This is a genomic window from Echinicola soli, assembly GCF_006575665.1.
GTDB lineage: Bacteria > Bacteroidota > Bacteroidia > Cytophagales > Cyclobacteriaceae > Echinicola > Echinicola soli.
The window spans coordinates 2462943-2482492 of sequence record NZ_CP041253.1 but is presented as its reverse complement, the minus strand read 5'-3'; the positions used below and the strand labels follow the sequence as shown (position 1 = coordinate 2482492).

The 19550-nt window shown below is 43.9% G+C and carries 15 protein-coding genes and 1 tRNA gene; 3 read left to right on the top strand and 13 right to left on the bottom strand.

Annotated elements, in window-relative coordinates; all coding sequences use genetic code 11:
• Positions 1 to 10 precede the first annotated feature (10 nt).
• From FKX85_RS10010 to FKX85_RS09980, 7 genes are read right to left on the bottom strand one after another with little or no spacing between them, the layout of a single operon-like run.
• Entirely contained in the window at positions 11 to 1039 is a 1029-nt protein-coding gene (locus FKX85_RS10010; protein WP_141614594.1) for a cytochrome c oxidase subunit II, read from the bottom strand.
• Positions 1040 to 1063: 24 nt separating this feature from the next.
• Entirely contained in the window at positions 1064 to 2452 is a 1389-nt protein-coding gene (locus FKX85_RS10005) for a quinol:cytochrome C oxidoreductase (protein ID WP_141614593.1), read from the bottom strand.
• Between the two features lie 2 nt (positions 2453 to 2454).
• Positions 2455 to 3081: a c-type cytochrome gene (locus tag FKX85_RS10000; RefSeq protein ID WP_141614592.1), complete on the bottom strand. Its 627-nt coding sequence runs from the start codon at positions 3079 to 3081 to the stop codon at positions 2455 to 2457.
• Between the two features lie 17 nt (positions 3082 to 3098).
• The gene (locus FKX85_RS09995; protein WP_141614591.1) at positions 3099 to 3629 is read right to left on the bottom strand and encodes a DUF3341 domain-containing protein; all 531 of its coding nucleotides are present in this window, start codon (positions 3627 to 3629) and stop codon (positions 3099 to 3101) included.
• Positions 3629 to 4993, bottom strand: a complete 1365-nt coding sequence (gene nrfD, locus FKX85_RS09990; RefSeq protein WP_141614590.1) for an NrfD/PsrC family molybdoenzyme membrane anchor subunit — start codon at positions 4991 to 4993, stop codon at positions 3629 to 3631. Before nrfD ends, FKX85_RS09995 begins: the two co-directional genes overlap by 1 nt.
• An 18-nt stretch (positions 4994 to 5011) precedes the next feature.
• Entirely contained in the window at positions 5012 to 8101 is a 3090-nt protein-coding gene (locus FKX85_RS09985) for a TAT-variant-translocated molybdopterin oxidoreductase (RefSeq protein WP_141614589.1), read from the bottom strand.
• Between the two features lie 40 nt (positions 8102 to 8141).
• On the bottom strand, positions 8142 to 9404 hold the full coding sequence (locus FKX85_RS09980; protein WP_141614588.1) for a c-type cytochrome: 1263 nt from the start codon (positions 9402 to 9404) through the stop codon (positions 8142 to 8144).
• 370 nt (positions 9405 to 9774) lie between these two features.
• On the opposite strand from FKX85_RS09980, the gene FKX85_RS09975 reads away from it, so the two are divergent.
• A tRNA-Cys gene (locus FKX85_RS09975) sits at positions 9775 to 9848 on the top strand.
• Positions 9849 to 10785: 937 nt separating this feature from the next.
• Positions 10786 to 11652 (top strand): DUF72 domain-containing protein, encoded by an 867-nt coding sequence (locus FKX85_RS09970; protein ID WP_141614587.1) that lies wholly within the window; start codon positions 10786 to 10788, stop codon positions 11650 to 11652.
• 264 nt (positions 11653 to 11916) lie between these two features.
• Here FKX85_RS09970 and rpsA read toward each other — a convergent pair whose 3' ends face one another.
• Entirely contained in the window at positions 11917 to 13698 is a 1782-nt protein-coding gene (rpsA, locus tag FKX85_RS09965; RefSeq protein WP_141614586.1) for a 30S ribosomal protein S1, read from the bottom strand.
• Between the two features lie 223 nt (positions 13699 to 13921).
• Positions 13922 to 14209 (bottom strand): hypothetical protein, encoded by a 288-nt coding sequence (locus FKX85_RS09960; protein WP_141614585.1) that lies wholly within the window; start codon positions 14207 to 14209, stop codon positions 13922 to 13924.
• 389 nt (positions 14210 to 14598) lie between these two features.
• Here FKX85_RS09960 and FKX85_RS21440 point away from each other — a divergent pair, with 389 nt between their 5' ends.
• Complete coding sequence (locus FKX85_RS21440; RefSeq protein ID WP_168196241.1) at positions 14599 to 14775, top strand: hypothetical protein; 177 nt, start codon at positions 14599 to 14601, stop codon at positions 14773 to 14775.
• A gap of 192 nt (positions 14776 to 14967) precedes the next feature.
• On the opposite strand, the gene FKX85_RS09955 is transcribed toward FKX85_RS21440, so the two are convergent.
• From FKX85_RS09955 to FKX85_RS09940, 4 genes are all read right to left on the bottom strand, one after another.
• Positions 14968 to 16032 (bottom strand): dipeptidase, encoded by a 1065-nt coding sequence (locus FKX85_RS09955; RefSeq protein ID WP_141614584.1) that lies wholly within the window; start codon positions 16030 to 16032, stop codon positions 14968 to 14970.
• A gap of 154 nt (positions 16033 to 16186) precedes the next feature.
• On the bottom strand, positions 16187 to 17293 hold the full coding sequence (locus FKX85_RS09950) for a D-TA family PLP-dependent enzyme (protein ID WP_141614583.1): 1107 nt from the start codon (positions 17291 to 17293) through the stop codon (positions 16187 to 16189).
• Between the two features lie 14 nt (positions 17294 to 17307).
• Positions 17308 to 17775 (bottom strand): RidA family protein, encoded by a 468-nt coding sequence (locus tag FKX85_RS09945; protein ID WP_141614582.1) that lies wholly within the window; start codon positions 17773 to 17775, stop codon positions 17308 to 17310.
• Between the two features lie 78 nt (positions 17776 to 17853).
• On the bottom strand, positions 17854 to 19170 hold the full coding sequence (locus tag FKX85_RS09940; protein ID WP_141614581.1) for a gluconate:H+ symporter: 1317 nt from the start codon (positions 19168 to 19170) through the stop codon (positions 17854 to 17856).
• Positions 19171 to 19550 lie beyond the last annotated feature (380 nt).

Sequence of the window (19550 nt, the reverse complement as noted above, 5' to 3'; positions counted from 1 at the left end):
AATTTATACCTTATTCTCCGCTTTGAATCTGAGCCAATTCCTTTATTTCTTCAGGAGCATCAGCCACCAGCGAAGGATCCATTTCGATAAAAGTCTGTTGCTCAGCAAACCATTTTTGGTATTCTTCAGGCTCTACCACTTCAATTTCTTTTCGCATGGAGAAGTGGCCACCGCCACATACCTCTGTACACGCTATTTCATAGACAAATTCCTCATCATCAAGTTCTGCTCTCATCTCGGCGGTAGTCTTGGTAGGCACAAACCAGAATCTGGTAGGCATTCCTGGTACCGCATCCATTTTTAATCGCATATGCGGAGCAAATACAGAGTGTAACACGTCACGGGAACGGATCTTAAACAATACCGGCTCACCTTTTGGAATTACTACCTTCTGCGCAGGAAAGTCGTCCAATGCATTCTTATCGGTAAAGTCAATCCCACGAGAGTTGGTAGGATCTATCAAACGATAATCATATTTTCCTAACTGTTGGTCTTTACCAGGGTATCTGAATTCCCAGGCAAACTGATATCCCATCACTTCAACTACATGTGCGTTTTCCGGTGCAGGAGCAGTAATATCGGTCCAGGATTTCCATCCATACACGATCAACACGGTAAGCACCAAGGCCGGTACCAATGTCCAAATGATCTCCAATTTGTTGTTCTCAGGGAAGTAAGAAGCTTTGGCATCCTCCTTATACTGATACCTGTAACTAAACCAGAACAAGAGAATGTGTGTGATGATAAACACCACACCGGTGATGGCCGTGGTTACCCAAAAAAGGTTATCGGTCACCACACCATGCTCTGATGCTATTGGTAAATTATAGTTGTGGAATTCTTTAAAAGAATACCAAAAAAACAAGCCACCGGCTCCAAGTAAAAAGAGAACAAATAAAGCTGCATTGACTTTATTGCTTCCTGTAGCGATTTTTTTATCAGAACCTTTGACTACAGAAACCAATGATTGTATCCTATAAACCATCCAAATGATGGATACTAATACTAAAACACCTAGTGCTATAAGAAATCCGTACATAATTCTATCTTTTTCGGATACGTATTAAATATGATGATGATATGTCTCTTCCAGCATCGGATGGTTCTTGGGAATCAGATTTTTCTTAGAAAGACCTGTCAAGACCACAAAGATCACTACAGAACCATATAATAAGAACATGCCTACTTCCATTAGACCAAAGCCGCCATTGTGTCCCAAGGTGCCTGGCTGAACCATCAAGAAGAAATCAAGCCAGTGACCAATGATAATGATCGTACAAACCACCTTTAGGAAAATGAAATGTCTCTTAGAGTCCCTTGTCATCAATACCAAGAACGGTATCACAAAATTGAAAATAAGGTTAGCAAAGAAAAAGCCACTGTATTTATCACTTGTCAACCTTTCAATGAAGTAAACAGATTCTTCAGGAATATTGGCATAGTAAATCAACAGGAACTGAGAGAACCACAGGTAAGTCCAGAAAATAGAGAATCCGAAGATAAACTTACCAAGGTCATGAAGATGGTTTTCATTGAACATCTCCAAGTAGCCTCTCTCTTTCAGCATAATAGTCACCAGACATATTGAAGACAGCCCGGCTACAAACCATGATGAGAATACATACCATCCAAACAGTGTCGAGAACCAGTGTGTGTCAATGGACATTACCCAATCCCAAGAACTGATGGAAGAAGAAACAGCAAAGATTACCAAGAAAATTGCAGAGAATTTTCTGATTTTATACCAGTAGCCATCACCACCATTAATGTCTTCTTGGAAAGAAAGATTTTTAAGTTTATTGAAAAAGAAAATCCACAAACCGAAGAAAACAACCATTCTGACCAGCCAGAAGATCGGGAAGCTCCCCTTGGCCAATGGCCAATAGAAATAGCCACCTTTACCGTCGATGATGCTGTCGTAGTGACTGCTTTCTGTATCAAACAAATTGCTGTGTGTCCAGTGGAACAAATCATGTCCAGCTATAAAGTAGGTCGCTATCATGGCAATAGCCGCAAAAGGCAGCCAGTTACCAAAAGAGATCATCACCCTCAAGATAGCCGTGGCCCAGCCTGCTTGAGCGGCATATTGGATCGCAAAGAAGAATACTCCAATAATAGCGATCCCTGCGAAATATACATTATTAATCCAAAGGTTAGCAAAAAAGCGCTTCATCGTCACGCTACTTCCGTGTCCACCTTCTTCATGTCCTGCTTCGGCATGCTCATCATGGCTTGCAGCTTCAGCATGGTGGTCATCCCCATGACCTACTGCAGGTTCTACATGCTCGGTTTGGTGACCGGTATCTCCATGCCCATGATCTCCGCCACCAGCTGTGAAAATCCCTAAGACTAACAAGAACAACCCAATACCACCCATGATAAAGATGGTCTTCTTCAGGGCTGCCGTGAAGTCAAATTTCTGATCCAGGTTAAAATTTGTAACGTGCGCCATTATTATTGTTTCTGAATTTCTTGTTTAACATAGTGAACAATTTTCCACCTTCTCTCAGGAGAAATCTGCGAACCGTGGGCTCCCATTCTACCTTTTCCGTGCGTGATCACATGGAAAATGTGTCCTTCTGTAAGGTTAATGTATGCACCACCCTTGAGGTTGGCCACACCCCCAATTACTTCACCTACTTTACCGTCTCCTTCTCCACTTGCACCGTGACATGGCGAGCAATATTGTATAAACAGCTGATCCCCCGCTGCCAACACCTGATCGTTCAGCTCAACGGGATTTTCCAAACTGTCGGCAGCTGCAAGATCAGCTACATTCAGTCGGTAAGGAAGCATATCGTATTTATTTCTGGGAACCGTATTTGGAACAGGCTCCCTCATATTCATATTGTGCGGATTGTAAATATTACTGTTGTAAAATTCACCTTTCCCGTCTTCTCTGTTGGACAACCAGCTTCCAGCCTCTTCGTTTTGAATTTGGGTAAGCGGTTCGTAAGCTACGGAGTGATACATTTGCGGTGCATATTCCAGCCCCTGATCATCTCCTGAAGCCCCGCAAGATACTACTCCTAATGAAGCAGCGGAAAGCGCAACTAAATATATGGACTTTAAAATTTTCATATCTTCTTCGTTACCTACTATTCAAAACTTTTATTATTCACTTCTGAAGCACCTGAAGCTTCCAGCAACTCTTTGATCTTAGCTTCTTCCATACCAGCATTTACAGCAATGTCAATCGCCATCACATGCTTGTCATCAGTACTTCTTTTATCAAATATTCTTGGCTGGGCCCATGGCTTCAGATCACTGCTTATCATAAAGACGCCTACCATTCCGAAAGAGGCCAACAATACCGTAAGTTCGAAGGTAACCGGGATAAAGGCAGGAATCGCTGCGTGGTCTTTACCACCGATGATCATTGGCCAATCCACTGCCATCATGAGCAGCTGCATGGTCAAAGCCAAGCAGGTACCGCATAATCCAAACAAGAATGCAGCAATGGGCAGCCTACTTCTCCTATACCCAAGCACATCTTCCAAGCCGTGCACAGGATAAGGGGTGAATACCTCATGTATCTTGACTCCACTCTCCCGTACTTTGGTTACCGCTTCTTTCAAAACATCCTCATCATCATAAATACCGAGGACAAAATTCGTATCTCTTTCCATTATTTATTTACTTTTTCAGATGAAGACTTCAATACAGATTTCACCTCTGCCATGTTGATCACTGGGAAAAACTTTGCAAACAACAGGAAGAGTGTAAAGAACAAACCAAATGTGAACAGGTAAACTCCCACGTCTGCCCAGGTAGGGTAGAACATTGCCCAAGATGAAGGCAGGAAGTCTCTGTGAAGTGAGGTTACAATAATTACAAATCGTTCGAACCACATACCGATATTTACCACGATCGAAAGCGCAAAGGTAAATACAATGGATGTTCTGATTTTCTTGAACCAGAAAAGCTGTGGTGAAATCACGTTACAAGTCATCATGGACCAGTATGCCCACCAGTATGGGCCAAAGGCACGGTTAATAAAGGCGTATTGCTCTGCTTCTACACCGGAATACCACGCGATAAAGAATTCCGTAATATAGGCGATACCTACGATGGATCCCGTGATGATGATTACAATATTCATCAACTCGATGTGTACCATTGTGATGTAATCTTCCAGTTTGAATAATTTTCTGGTGATCAACATCAAGGTAAGTACCATCGCAAACCCTGAGAAAATCGCTCCTGCTACAAAGTATGGAGGGAAGATGGTGGTGTGCCAACCAGGAATCACGGATGTAGCAAAGTCAAAGGATACAATGGTGTGTACCGAAAGTACAAGTGGTGTAGCCAAACCTGCTAGGATCAACGAAACGGCTTCATACCTCATCCAGATTTTTGCAGCTCCGGTCCAACCAAAGCTCAATGCGCCATATATTACTTTCCTCAAGCCTGTAGCCCTATCTCGGATAGTGGCAAAATCAGGAATCAACCCGATGTACCAGAACACCAAGGATACGGAGAAATAAGTCGAGATCGCAAACACGTCCCACAGCAATGGAGAGTTAAAGTTTACCCAAAGTGATCCAAAAACGTTTGGTAGCGGAAGTGCCCAGTATGCTCCAAGCCATGGTCTACCCATATGGAGTACTGGAAACATTGCCGCACAAATAACGGCGAAAATGGTCATTGCCTCTGCAGCTCGGTTAATGGATGTTCTCCATTTCTGTCTGAAAAGCAATAATACCGCTGAAATCAATGTACCGGCGTGACCAATACCTACCCACCACACAAAGTTGGTGATATCCCATGCCCAGCCTACAGTCTTGTTCAGTCCCCACATGCCAATACCTTCCCAAACCGTGGCACCCACGGCAATACTGCCCAATAACAGCACCCCGATGGATACTGCCAGTCCAAGCATCCAGCCGATAGTTGGCTTGCCTTCCACTTGTCTAGCAACGTCATGGGTAACGTCTTTGTATGTTTTACCGCCCGTAACTAACGGCTCGCGTACGGATGAAGTAACCTGCATATCTTATAAAATTATTATTTACGCTTCGTTTTTGTCCTTATTTCTAATCTTGGTGAAGTACCAAATGTTAGGGCTTACGTTGATCTCCTCTAGCACGTGGTAAGCTCTTTCCTCATTGACCTCTTTTACTGCAGAAGTAGTATTCTCTTCTATTTTCAGCATCTGAGAAACCTTACTTTTCGGGTCGTTCAAATCACCAAACACCAAGGCATCCGTAGAACAAGCTACTGCACAGGCCACGTTGATATCTCCATCCTTAACCTTACGGTTTTCACGCTTGGCGGCAAGCTTACCTGATTGGATACGCTGCACACACATGCTACATTTCTCCATCACACCTCTGGCACGCACTGTTACATCTGGGTTCAACACCATCTTACCTAGATCATCGTTTTGCGCCACATTGACATTCGCGAAGTCTTTGTTATCGTGATATTTAAACCAGTTGAACCTTCTTACTTTATAAGGACAGTTGTTGGCACAGTAACGTGTACCGATACATCTGTTGTAAGTCATTTGGTTAAGCCCTTCAGAACTATGGGTAGTAGCAGCTACTGGACAGACTGTCTCACAAGGAGCATTGTTACAATGCTGACACATCATCGGCTGGAAGGTGACTTCGGGGTTATCAGAAGCTTTTTCCAATCCTTCCAAATCACCGGCTTCCGCATCAGAGCTGTAGTAACGGTCGATCCGGATCCAGGCCATTTCCCTTCTGTTCAACACTTCTTCCTTACCTACTACCGCTACGTTGTTTTCTACCTGACAGGCTACCGTACATGCTCCGCAGCCCACACAAGAATTCATATCAATTGCCAATCCCCAATGGTGCTGACTGTATTTGTGGCCATTCCAAAGAGATATCTTGGAAGGTTTTACAAATTCCCCATCCTTGTAGATCTTTGGCATCACTCTACCGGCAGAAGCATCTTCTTTGTACTCCGGCAAGGTTGATTCCTGGATCACGTTACCACGATCCATGTAAGTTTGGTGAGTCTGAGTCTGGGCGATTCTATAACTATCAGAGGTAAGCTCAATGCTAACTCCTGAGGTAATTTCATTGTTTACATAGCCTTTGGAATTGTCCAGAAGTTGGTAAGCATTCACCCCTACTCCATTGGCTACTTTACCGGCTTTGGTTCTACCGTAGCCCACCGCCAATCCGATTGTTCCGTCTGCTTGACCTGGCTGGATCAATACCGGTACGATCAGAGACTTTCCATTTGCGGTAATTTTAGCTTTTTTAGTGGCACCTTCCACCATCTTAAGGCCATTTTCATTAGCCCACTTTTGCGAAACAGTCAGGTAGTTATCCCATGTTGCTTTCGAGATGGGATCGGACATTTCCTGAAGCCAAGGGTTATTGGCAAAAGTACCATCTCCGATACCAATTTTCTGATAAATTACCAGCTCGGCACCACTGCCAGAAGCTGAGTAAGTCTTGGCTACCGCAGCGGCAGCACTGTTGACATCTCCTATCGGTGTAAGCTCTGCCGTCTCGCTGGCAAGGGGAGTGGAATAGAAGCCATTATACAATGCCCTGTCCCAGAATTCCTGGAAAGTGCTGATGTCAGACTGTCCAGCAAAAAGCTCCTTCCAGTTGTCCTGAAGGAAATCATAATAATTAGTGGCTACACCTGCCCAAGTAAGGAATGATTCCTGCGCCTGGCGCGTATCGAATAGCGGAGAAATCGCTGGTTGGGACAAGCTATACTCACCCGCTTTGGGGTTGAAGTCATTCCAAGATTCCAGGTAATGGTGGTCAGGGGCTACATACTGTACCAATGAAGCTGTTTCGTCCATGGTACTGTTGGTGGCCACGGACACTTTTGCTTTGGCAATGGCCTGTCCCAGTGCTTCACCTTCTGGTGTATCGTATACTGGGTTACAGTTATAGAACAAGACTCCCCCCACTCTTCCTGATGCCAACTCCTTAGTGAATCGGGCAATTGCCGTGTCATCACCTTGCTTAAAGTTTACAGACTTGGTGTAGCTTATGGTGTTATTGTTATTGCCAAGCAGTTCGTTGATCGCACTGATCACTACTTGTACATTAGGATCATTTGAGCCTGAAACCACCAAAGATTTACCTCTGTTTGCCCAAAGTTCGTTCGCTGCTTTTGACAAGTGAGCTATTTCTACACCTGAAGCTTTTATTGAAGGGGCACCGGCTTTTTTGGCCAGCAAATTATACAGTGCCAACACAGCCAAACCGCTTTGGGAAGCCCTGATCGGGGTTCTGTAGTCAGCATTGGCTCCAGTCAGTGACAGGTTGGATTCAAATTGATAGTGGCGGGACATCTCTGGATGTTCCTTGCTTATTTTTCTTCCTTGGGCATATTGCTTGGAATATTCAATTGGAGCAATCCACGTACCCAAGAAATCAGCCCCAAAGCTGACGATAACATCGGCTTTGTCAAAGCTATAATTGGGCAATACGGAAGTCCCGTAATAGGTTTGGTTAGCTTTTACAATACCATAAGCGGATGAAGCGTCATAGGTAATGACTTCAGCACCACCAATGGCATCGGTCAGGGCTTTCAATGCCTTTTCAGAAGAAGGAGACATGATGGTATTGGTCACCACTTTAACGTTCCCTGCAGCCTTAAGCTTGGCTGCTACTTCTTTATCGATAGTAGCCCAATCGGATTTTTCACCGTTTTTATAGGGGCTCGATAATCTTTCTTTGTCATATAGTGACAGTACAGAAGCCTCTACGATAGAGCTTGTACCGCCTTTGGTCACTGGAGAAAGTTTGTTCCCATCTACTTTGATAGGCCTACCTTCTCTGGTTTTTACTACTACGGAGGCATATTCTCCGCCTCCGAAGAAAGTAGATGCGTAATAGTTTGGAATTGATGGATTTACATCCACCGGCTTGTTCACATATGGAATAGCCTTTCTTACAGGAGCCTCACAAGCAGCCAAAGAAGCTGCTGCCAAGCTAAATCCCATCACTTTTAGGAAATCTCTTCTGGATGCGCCCCCTTCTTGTTGTCCGCCGATTGGAAGGTACTCAGGAAATTCCCGATCTGCATTCTTCACAAATTCCGGATCGTTTGTCAACTGTTCTAATCCCTTCCAGTATTTCTTTTTATTTTCTTTCATTTTATATTAAAGAAAAGAATGTTCTTAAAAGATTTTTTAATTAATAGTGGCACTTAGCACATTCCAGACCGCCGATGTCTTTTACTTTCAGCGCGTCTTTTGATTCTGCGTGCAGCTGTACCAACTTGTCGTAGTATTCATTACCAGCTGTTTTGATGTCTGTCTTTCTGTGACAGTCAATACACCACCCCATGGTCAGGGCACTGTGCTGGCGCACTACCTCCATCTCCTCGATGGGACCGTGACAAGTCTGGCATTCAACACCTCCCACTTTTACGTGCTGAGAGTGGTTGAAGTATGCCAGATCAGGTAAGTTATGTACCCTTACCCATTCTATAGGCTGATTATTATCTACTGCGTCGTAAATTTTCTGTATCTCAGGAGAAACCCCTTCTTTACCTGCTACGTTTTGAACGTGCATATGGCAGTTCATACAGATATTTGGAGAAGGAATGTTAGCGGATCTGCCGATCTCCACTCCTGTGTGACAGTATTGACAAGGGATTTCCTTGTCACCTGCGTGCAATTTGTGGGAAAAGGCAATCGGCTGAGTTGGCTGATAGCCCTGCTGCACACCTACTGTATATAAGCCATCAATAGCTGTTTTGGCTACCAAAGCAACCACAATGGCCGTGACAATGATAATAAAGGCATCACTCTTAAGGACTTTCTTAAAATCCGTCTTTTGGTTGATAAACTCCTTATCCTCTTCTTCAAGGGGCTGCTTGTTCAGGTATTTGGTCAATACAGAAACAATCAATCCCAAGACGATAAGGATCAGTAACAACACCACTACCAAAACCGCTAAAATAATGGTGAGGTACTCGCTGGGCACTCCGCTGCTTGACGCACCGGCAGCTGCACCTTCTGCTCCACCTTCAGCTGAAGCAGCTTCCTCCTGACCTCCGTACTCAATGTAGGAAAGTAAGCTCATCACATCCTCATCACTCAAGAATGGGTGAGCTGGCATCACCGTGTTGTTAAAATCGGCAAAAAGCTTTACCGCTGCGGCATCACCACTTTGGATCACTTTTTGTGAATTCTTTACAAACTCCTGAATCCAGGCTATGTCTCTTCGGTCACTAACCCCTCTTAGTGCTGGGCCGGTAAATTTCTGATCTAGCTTGTGACAGGTCTTACAGTTGGCGTTAAATAGTGACTCACCAGCCTTAATGGCATCTTCACTATCAGAAACTTCAGGGTCAGCAGCAAAAGCATTAATTCCTAATAACAAAAAGGAAAAAATCAACGCCATGTTGCAAAATCTGAAGGGAACACTTAATAATGAGCGTTTGATTGACATATTTATAACTCTTTAATCAGTTTGTTTCACGGTTTTTAAAACTCCTCACAAATGTACTACCCAACTTCTATTTTTCAAACCCATACAGTAAGGCACAATATCCTTTAGCAATTTCACAATACCACCACAATCTATTTAAAATCAGCATTTTACAAAACCTAAATCATGTTCAAATCCTATTTAGAACTTTTATAAATAACCCCAGTAGCAAAATAAATGTCAAAAAGGGTCATCTTAGGCAACTAATTTGCGTTAAACCGACATTGACAAGGCCTTGTCAGCCCAGGGAAAATTAAAAAATCACTAAAAATTCAAGGGGCTAATTTTGGATAAAATCAGATTATCCATACATTTGCATCTCGATTTAGATGGTCGAGTGGCCGAGTGGCTAGGCAGAGGTCTGCAAAACCTTGTACAGCGGTTCGAATCCGCTCTCGACCTCCATCAAAAAGCATCCGTTTGCGGGTGCTTTTTTTTTTGATTTTATCTCTATGTTAAGGCCATCAAAAAGAAAAAACGGAGCAAGCGGAAAATTTGGACCAAGCAATATTTCTGGGGGATGAGAGATTTTCAGGTGGTTTTGGTAAGCATATTTCTCTTTAATTTAGCAATAGGAATGCGTGCTCCAGTATAAAAAATCAGCGCAGGTCTTATTAATCTGCGCCATCTGCGTGCTATCGAAACCAACCCTAATCCCCCCCAACTTTTTCGCTTGACCCGAAAAATTGAGGGTTATGAATCCCTTTATCTTAATATGGTTTCTTTTTTGTTTTTTTGCCACAAAGTCACCAAGGCAGTAGTTTTTTTTGGGTAACAAAGGTGCAGACTGCACGACACTTCCCTACAGATCTACTTTGTGACTTCGAGCCTTCATGGCAAAAAAAAGCAGGCCACCTGTTGTTCCGACAGCTGTGCTGCAGAACCGCGAACAGTGAGTTTTTAACTCAACACCTGTTAAAGTACGGGCAGCATAGAGCGTTAGTTCTTTTCTATTAAGTGGTATATCAACGCCAATTTGTCTGCCCCGCCGTTAGATGGGCTAGCTTGGTAACGAATAAGATACGGTAAACCACAAAGCTCTAAGGCCCAAGACTGTTTGTTTTCCGTGAAATCTGGAATACTCCTACAAAACATTTTGTGGCAACATACCAAATTAATAAAAACCTTACTCCGCACCCAAAAATATGGCTTGCCCCCATATCTGCGCCACCTTTGTGCTATCCAAAAACTGCTTGCCCCTAACTGGCGTAAAGGCAGGTCCACTCGGCAACCGTCATCCTGTCCGTAAAGCTCCTCACAAAACTTTTCACCAGCTCTTCCGTTTCAAATTTTCACATAAATAGCTAACTTATATTTTTCTCTCAACTTTAAAAACTAAACCATGAAATTTGGAAGCGTAGAAGACCCGTCATCAATAAATTTCACCTTACCACCTGACCATCCAGAAACCAGTGCCATTCTCCAAAAACACAAGTCTGATGAGCCATTTGAGGTATACGTGGGCTGTGCCAAGTGGAACAGGGCAGACCTAAAAGGGTTCTATCCTAGGGGCACTAAAGACGAACTCACCTATTACGCTACACAATTTAACTCGATCGAGCTCAATGCGACCTTCTACAGCTCTCCCAGCATCGAACAGGTCAAAACCTGGGCAAACAAAACGCCTGAGGACTTCAGGTTCTTTCCCAAAATCCCCAACACAGTCAGTCACTTCAAGCGCCTCATCAACGTACAAGAACCTGTCATGGCTTTTGCGGATGCCATCGCTAATTTTGAAAACCGACTGGGAATGGCTTTTCTACAGATGCACAACAACTTCAAACCAAAGGATTTTGACCGAGTGGAAAAGTTTATTGCTGAATTCCCTCCAGAGATTCCCCTGGCACTTGAGTTACGCAATGAAGAATGGTTTGCTGACGAGGAGATTCTGGACAACTACTGTAAGCTACTAGTGGAAAATGACCGTACCAACATCATTGTAGATACAGCAGGAAGGAGAGACATGCTCCATATGCGACTGACCAGCGACACCGCCTTTATAAGGTATGTCGGTGCCAATGCCGACAGCGATTACTCCAGACTGGACGATTGGCTGGAGCGAATCATCCAGTGGAGAAAGCAAGGACTTAAAAAACTATATTTCTTTGTCCATCAAAACATCGAAAAGGAATCCCCACTGCTTTCCGCCTATTTCATCGAGAAGCTTAATAAGGAGTTTGATCTAACCATAAAAATACCAAATGAGTAGAGAGAAATGATACGTGAGCTATTAGACAAAAGACCAAAGGAACTTGAAAAGAATTGGTCTAAAATTCCATCTAGGGAAAGACCAGTTATTACTATGTTTGACAATGAAATCTAATAATTAATCCGGTCAACTATAACCAGGGAAGAACACCTCAGCATCACTGACTCACTTTACGCTTGATTCTTACTGTGCCGGTCTGAAAATAAAAAAAGCATCCGCCGTGGCGGATGCTTTTCTATTTCCATTAAGTGGTTGGACTAAGAATTACTTCTTGTCTCCACCTTCCATTTTCTCTTTCAACGCAGAAAGTGCATCCAAATCACCTAGGGTAGATTTTTCTTGTGCATCTCCACCACCTGCTGGCTTCTTCTTAGGAGCGGAAGAAGTCTTCTTAGCTGGCTGCTTAGAAGGCATCGCATCCTCTCTGAAGGTAGCAGTATGAGAAAGTACAATTCGCTTGTCATCTTTAGAGAACTCAGTCACAACGAAATCAACCGCGTCACCTACTTCTACTTGCGAACCGTCTTCTTTGTCTAGGTTCTTGATAGTCGCAAATCCTTCGAGTCCATAAGGAAGCTCAAGGACAGCGCCTTTATCGTTTTTAGAAACCACAGTACACTTGTGGGTAGAACCTACAGGGAACACTCCTTCAAAAGTATCCCAAGGATTCTCTTCAAGCTGCTTATGACCCAAGGCCAATCTTCTGTTATCTACATCAAGTTCCAGCACCACTACTTCTAGCTCGTCATTTACTTTAACGTACTCAGAAGGGTGCTTGATTTTCTTGGTCCAAGAAAGATCAGACACGTGAACCAGACCGTCGATACCTTCTTCCAATTCAAGGAACAAGCCGAAGTTGGTCAAGTTTCTAACGACGCCTTGGTGCTTAGTACCTACAGCATACTTTGTCACCATGTCCTGCTTAGTCCATGGGTCTTCAGTAAGTTGTTTGATACCAAGAGACATCTTACGGTCTTCTTTGTCCAAGGTAAGCACTACAGCTTCGATTTCGTCACCTACTTTCACAAAGTCCGCAGGGTTTCTCAAGTGCTGAGACCAAGACATTTCAGATACGTGGATAAGACCTTCTACACCTGGAGCAAGCTCAAGGAATGCACCGTAGTCAGCCACATTAACGATACGGCCTTTCACTTTAGAACCAACCTCAAGTTCAGCAGAAAGAGAGTCCCAAGGATGAGCAGTAAGCTGCTTCATACCCAAAGAGATACGTTTCTTGTCATCGTCAAAGTCAAGTACCACCACCTGTACTTTGTCGTCAAGGTTAAGCACTTCTTCTGGATGGTTGATACGTCCCCAAGAAATGTCTGTAATGTGAAGTAGACCATCCACACCACCAAGGTCGATGAATACACCGAAATTGGTCATGTTCTTGATCACACCTTCCAATACCTGACCTTTCTCCAGGTTGTTGAGGATCTCTGCTTTTTGCTTCTCCAGATCTTTTTCGATCAGTACTTTGTGAGAAACTACTACGTTATCGTTGGCGTGGTTGATCTTAACCACTTTGACTTCCATTTTCTTACCTACATAGACATCAAAGTCCCTGATAGGCTTCACGTCAATTTGAGAACCTGGCAAGAAGGCCTCCACACCGTAGATATCCACGATAAGACCACCTTTGGTTCTTCTTTTTACAAGACCTTCGATCACATTGTCAAATTCAAGCGCATCTTCGATGTCTTGCCATGCACGTACCATCTTGGCTTTCTTTCTAGAAAGTACCAATTGACCCAGTGAATTCTCCTGCTCTTCAATGAAAAGTTCTACTTCATCACCGATCTTCAGATCAGGAAGGTCACGGAACTCAGTTCTTGGCACTAGACCATCAGATTTGAATCCGATATTGATGATAACATCCTTATCGTTGACACCTACTACAGTACCTTTGATAACTTCCTTTTCGCTGATTTCGGTCAAAGTTTCGTCATACAGCTTTTCCATCTCTGCTCTCTCTGCAGAAGTGTAGCCTTCGCCAAAACCTTTGGTTTCGAACTTGTCCCAGTTAAAATCTTCGTTATTAGACATATTGATAAAATGACACTGACTTTCAACAGCCCTAGTGTCTTCAGGCTGAGGTTTTTAGTTATAGATATCTCCAGCTGCCAACGTGACCACCGGAAACCGTCCACCTGAACGGACTGCAAAAGTACTGATTTTTTATGACTTAAAACAATTTCGCTAAAAAAATTAACACCTGGACAAAGGTTGACATTCAGGCACTTGTCATCGCTACATTCAGCGTACGCTATCAGGATGCTGGTTTTATAATGATTGACTGCTCAGCTATGGAGATCATGATAAACTGATCGTCTGATTCTGTGTTTAAGTCAAATTCAACCTTTCCATGCCCGTTGAAAAGCCTTTTGTTGCATTTGAAAAATTCTCTCGTTAGGCACTGTAGTGTTTCAAATAACTTTTCGGTTGTTCTTGTGAGATCTGAATAGTCCACCTCATTAAAAAGATACGTATATTCTTCCAGGTATTTCAGCACAGGGTGTTCATTTCCCTTTATGTGTTTGGTAACTTGGTATTTCATTGTATTGAGATTAATTGTTGTAAATAGTGATTACACAAGGCTGAAAAAAACGTTCTCTTAAATTGCCCATATTTCCCCATTAATTACCTAAAATTACACATTTTATTTAAAATTAGAGAATTTTTCACGCTTAATATTGAACATTTGTACATAGTTTATTCCCGTTTATTTGTAAAAAAGCTAGAAAAATGATCCATAGAGGGGAAATAGTGCGCACAATTGTGAATAAAAGCAATTTCTCAATTACCAAGGTTGCAAATGAATCAGGATACAGCCGAAGACAGTTATATAACATTTTCAATAATCCAAATATAAAAGATGACGTTATCCTGCGAATAGGCAGGGCCTTAAACCATGACTTTTCTGGAGAATTTCCTCATCTCAAAGGAATGTTTAAAAAATATCCGGAATACAAAACTCCGGCGATGCAATTTGAAGAAGAGACGTCCGACTACAGTGACCAACGTAAAACCGGAATCACCTTGTACATTGATGGAACCGATCAGACCCTCCAGAGGGAGATTGAAAAGCTTAAGATGTTCAACGAGCAGCTAAAAAAATTATAATCAGTTTGCAAATGTATGCTTTCGCACCAAATGGGGTTGCCTGACACAGGCATGTGCTCCCCATACGGAGCCGAGGATACGATCTCACTTAACTTAACCCTAGCTTGATCCTTCACCCCTTTTATAATAAAGGAATATCGAACCAATCATCCGACTTCGGTCATCCAACACCCAACTTCATACTTCGCAATTCTACCCCCAAACATCCCGTAAAAACCTAAGCCAATTGCCATGCATCACTTTTTCTATATCTTCTTCCTTATAGCCACGCTGCTGCAATAAATCTGGAACATTGCTCAAGTCTGCAATGGTTTCCAGGTCATACGGGCATTGCTCCTTCCCGAAAGCTCCGTCCAGATCCGACCCAATACCGATATGATCAGCATTTCCTGCGAGCTGACAAATATGATCCAGGTGATCGATCATTTTCTCCAAATTACAGCCTGTACCTTCAGGAGTGGATTCCCCTCTTACCCACCCAGGCACCATCATCCATGCATCCAGCGCTCCTCCTATCACCGCATCGCGGGCAATCAGTTCTTTAAGCTGCTCATCACTAAACTGACGATTATGATCCACCAGTGCCCTACAATTATTATGGCTCGCCCACACCGGTCCATTAAAGTGGTCCATGGCTTCCCAGAAGCTGTCATCGCACAAGTGGGTAGCGTCCAAAATGATATTCAGCCGTTCCATTTCCTTTAGCAAATCCTGCCCTTTTCTCCCCATAAACCCCGTGGCATCCGTCCCTTGCGCATACCTCCCAGAGCCATAGTGAGCAGGCCCCAAAGCCCTCAACCCATAGGAATAAGCTTTTTCCAGATAACTTAAATCCACAATAGAATCTGCCCCTTCCAAGGAAAGGATATAGCCAATCGGTAACTTATCACCTCCCCAATTCCAATCGTCCAAATGCTTCTCCAGGCTATTCAAATCTGTGATTTGTACCATCTCTCCGGCATCCTCCATCGCCCTGTACCAGGCCAGCTGCCCCTGGGTCTGTGCCCAGGCCTGCTCGGGAGAATGCCATCCCGGAAGGGGATTGTCTGGAGCTACATAGCGGGCTATCTGCGTCGCCACTATCAAGCCAATTTCTCCCGCTCGAAGCGCAGGCAACGAAACCGTAGCTTTACCCCGATCTGGCTTATCGGTCATTTTTTTTTCACGGTTATTGATTTCGGAGACAGGCATCCTCAAATCCCTGTTCCATTCCAGAGCGTTCATGCTTAAATCCAAATGCGCGTCAATTGTAAACATAGTTGGTTATTGGTTATAGAAATGATAAGGTTTAAATGTTATAAGGTTGTTGAGTTGCCAGCTTAAATCAAATTGGGTCTAACACTCAATCTCCCTCAGTACAGGGGCTCGGCCCAGCACAACATTTATCCGTCTTGGTTCTTTCCTCTTACTACTAAATATTGATCTTTCTCTTCCGCGCCACAGTACTCCAACTTCCGCTGATTTCATGGTTTTCCACGGTCAGCACACGATCATACATAGCCACTGTGGGACAAATGTGGTAAGGAATCGCATACAGCACCTCTCCGACAGGGGGTTCCTCCCCTTTAGCCACCTTTATTACCAAATGCTCTTCGCTATGGCTTACGGGACTCCAAGAAGGATGGGCAGGAAACCAAACCCGCTTCCCCAGTGGCCCTTCAGATGCCACTGACTTATATCCTAAATCCAAACAGATCAGCTGTGGTCCAGGACGGGAAATCACCCGACAAACCAATGCAGCAGCAAAATCAAATGTTTGTTCCGGCAGTCCTTCTTGATATCCTTTATCCCAATAAGCGAATGTTCCAGGACTACAAACCACCCCTTTTCGTAGGGCATGAATCGGAAAAGTGGGTGAACCACCGGCTATAATCTTCAGTTTACCGGGATACTTTTCCCTTACACGTTTGGCCAATTCCTCCACCGGCTCGAAAGCAGCATCGCAGGCTTCCTTTCTTAAACCCAAATCCCTATGCCTGATATGACCATCATAGATGTGCAGTCCCATGGTGATCAAGTGACTGGTGGCCTTGCAATAGTCATATAGCTCCATGGCTTCTGCCAAGGGCCTTACCCCCGTTCGGTCAGTGCCCACATTCAGGTCCACAAATACCCTGAGGTAAACGTCTGCTTGATAGGTTTGTGCAGAAAGGTGCCTGGCCTGCTCTGGGCAATCCACTAAACAGGAGAACTCCGTATCCTGATAAACCAACATCAATTTAATCATCCTGTCGACTTTTGGCCCCACCATGGGATAGGCAATCAGCACTTCCCTGGCACCGGCCATGCCTAATATTTCCGCTTCGGCAATGGTTGCACACTTAAATTTATCTATCCCTGCATCCATCAGCATTTTCACCACTTCCTTACACTTCACCGTCTTGATGTGTGGCTGCAGCTGAGCCACTTCGTTTACCATGGATTTAAGTTTTCCTATATTTGACCTCACACGCTTCGGATAAACAACAAGCGTTGGTGAATCAATGGTCTCCACATCCTTTATCTCATACCAATCCATTTCTTTCTCTTTAATTATATCTGATGCAATTCAAACATTGCCTCTACCTCCACGGGAATATTGTCAGGCAATGAACCAAAACCAACGGCACTGCGAACGCCGACCCCATTTTCCTCGCCCCACACTTCTGCAAAAAGCTCACTACAGCCATTAATAATATAGGGATGTCGCTCAAAATCCGATACGCAATTGACCATCCCCAGGACTTTAACCACCCTTTTGACCTTGTTAAGGCTTCCCAAATTTGTTTTGATGGTGGAAAGCATCGCCAACCCGACCTGCCTGGCCGCTAGCTTACCTTCTTCCTCGTCAAGCGCTTCCCCTATTCTCCCCATGATCAAGCTACCGTCATCTTGTACAGTGCCATGTCCTGAAAGGTATAAATATTTCCCGTCGACAAGACATGGACGGTACACTCCTTTTGGTGCTGGCGCCGGAGGAAGGCTTAGTCCTAACTTTTTGAAATTTTCTTCTGCTGACATATTATTTTACTAGTTATTGAATTATTCACTTCTATCTCCCTGTATTTTCACCTTAAAACCTTCCAACATTAACACATTTTAACCTATCAGACCATCCAGCACCATTACTCCAACCAATCCCACCACCGCCACAATTGTCTCCATGACAGACCATGATTTGATGGTATCCTTTATACTGACATTGAAAAACTCCTTGTACATCCAGAATCCAGCATCATTAAAGTGGGAAAACATCAAGCTCCCTGCTCCAATGGCCAAAACCACCAAATTGGGATCCACTCCCGTATCTTGAATCAATGGGCCAATGATTCCAGCTGTGGTCAGGCCGGCTACCGTCGCTGATCCCACACAAACCCTGATCACGGCTGTAATCGTCCAGGCCAGCACCAGCGGATGCACATCCCATCCTTCCAGTCCATCTGCAATCACCTGGCTCACACCACTGTCCATCAGCACCTGCTTCAAAGCTCCCGCTCCCGCAACAATAAGAATAATCATGGCCACCTCTTTCACCGAATCCACATAAATATCCATCAAGTGCTTCATCTTCATCCCCTGATGCAGTCCCAGTGTAAATGTCGCTACCAGCAAGGAAAACAGCATCACCATCCCCGGATCTGCCATAAATGCAATATACCCATAAAACACGCTTCCCTCATCCGTCTGCATCAATAACACCGTCGTCCCTACCAACAACACTACAGGCAGCAAGGCAGACAAAAAGCTATTCAATGTACCCGGCAATTCTTCCTCCGGCTTGCTACTGGCACGGAAACTCTTCAGGGGGCTGGCAGGAATGCTCTTTAAATATCTCGCAAATAATGGCCCTGCAATTAAAATCGTAGGGACAGCCACTATCATTCCATAAAGCAATGTCATCCCCATATTGGCGTCAAACTGAGCAACGAGTGCTGCCGGAGATGGGTGTGGCGGCAAAAACCCATGCGTCACCGACAAGGCTGCCAGCAATGGAATCCCTACATACACCGCCGAAAGCTTATATTGATGGGCCACGGTAAAAACCAGTGGCACTAATAAGACAAAGCCTACATTATAAAACAAGGGTATGCCCACCACCAGACCGGTCAGCATCATGGCCCAGTGAATATACTTCTTCCCAAAAATCCGCATCAAAAAGTCAGCTATCCGCTGCGCAGCACCACTATCTGCCACCAACTTTCCGAGCATGGCTCCCATCGTTATTATAATCACCAAATCCCCTAAGAGGCTTCCCATTCCCTGCTGCACAGACACGGCCACTTGCTCCGGCGGTATACCCAACAGTAATCCGGCCACAATAGAAGTAATTAAAAATGCCAAAAACGGATTGAGTTTGGCCCATACGATAAGTAAAACTAGCAATAAAATGCTCAGGAGAACAAAGAGTACTGTCACTGGTTGTCTGGGTTTTGGTTAAAAAAGCCAATATAAAAATTTCTGTAGAAAATAAACCAACATACCGAGGCAATCTCAGGGAAAATGCATTTAACCTGGGAGCCATCTGAGATAAATCGGAAAATCAGGACACAAAGGCAACAAAACTAGTTTTTTACACCTTGCTTATTCTATGTTTTTGGCCTTAATTTCACAACTATAAATCTTCACCCTATTTGACATCGTTCATCATGAAAAACTACTGTTCTTTCCCTTTCTTGTCTTTTTTACCATAGAAGTTTATGCGCAAATCAATTACGAAAAAGGTTATTACATAAACGAAACGGGTCAGAAATTTGAAGGATTGATCAAAAATGAAGATTGGACAAACACCCCTGATA

Coding starts and splice junctions, on each gene's coding strand:
- FKX85_RS10005 (WP_141614593.1), bottom strand. CDS start 2,452: ATGGCGCACGTTACAAATTTTAACCTGGATCAGAAATTTGACTTCACG.
- FKX85_RS09995 (WP_141614591.1), bottom strand. CDS start 3,629: ATGGAAAGAGATACGAATTTTGTCCTCGGTATTTATGATGATGAGGAT.
- FKX85_RS10000 (WP_141614592.1), bottom strand. CDS start 3,081: ATGAAAATTTTAAAGTCCATATATTTAGTTGCGCTTTCCGCTGCTTCA.
- FKX85_RS09985 (WP_141614589.1), bottom strand. CDS start 8,101: ATGAAAGAAAATAAAAAGAAATACTGGAAGGGATTAGAACAGTTGACA.
- nrfD (WP_141614590.1), bottom strand. CDS start 4,993: ATGCAGGTTACTTCATCCGTACGCGAGCCGTTAGTTACGGGCGGTAAA.
- FKX85_RS09960 (WP_141614585.1), bottom strand. CDS start 14,209: ATGAAATACCAAGTTACCAAACACATAAAGGGAAATGAACACCCTGTG.
- FKX85_RS10010 (WP_141614594.1), bottom strand. CDS start 1,039: ATGTACGGATTTCTTATAGCACTAGGTGTTTTAGTATTAGTATCCATC.
- FKX85_RS09945 (WP_141614582.1), bottom strand. CDS start 17,775: ATGTCAGCAGAAGAAAATTTCAAAAAGTTAGGACTAAGCCTTCCTCCG.
- FKX85_RS09970 (WP_141614587.1), top strand. CDS start 10,786: ATGAAATTTGGAAGCGTAGAAGACCCGTCATCAATAAATTTCACCTTA.
- FKX85_RS09980 (WP_141614588.1), bottom strand. CDS start 9,404: ATGTCAATCAAACGCTCATTATTAAGTGTTCCCTTCAGATTTTGCAAC.
- FKX85_RS09950 (WP_141614583.1), bottom strand. CDS start 17,293: ATGGATTGGTATGAGATAAAGGATGTGGAGACCATTGATTCACCAACG.
- rpsA (WP_141614586.1), bottom strand. CDS start 13,698: ATGTCTAATAACGAAGATTTTAACTGGGACAAGTTCGAAACCAAAGGT.
- FKX85_RS09955 (WP_141614584.1), bottom strand. CDS start 16,032: ATGTTTACAATTGACGCGCATTTGGATTTAAGCATGAACGCTCTGGAA.
- FKX85_RS21440 (WP_168196241.1), top strand. CDS start 14,599: ATGTTTAAAAAATATCCGGAATACAAAACTCCGGCGATGCAATTTGAA.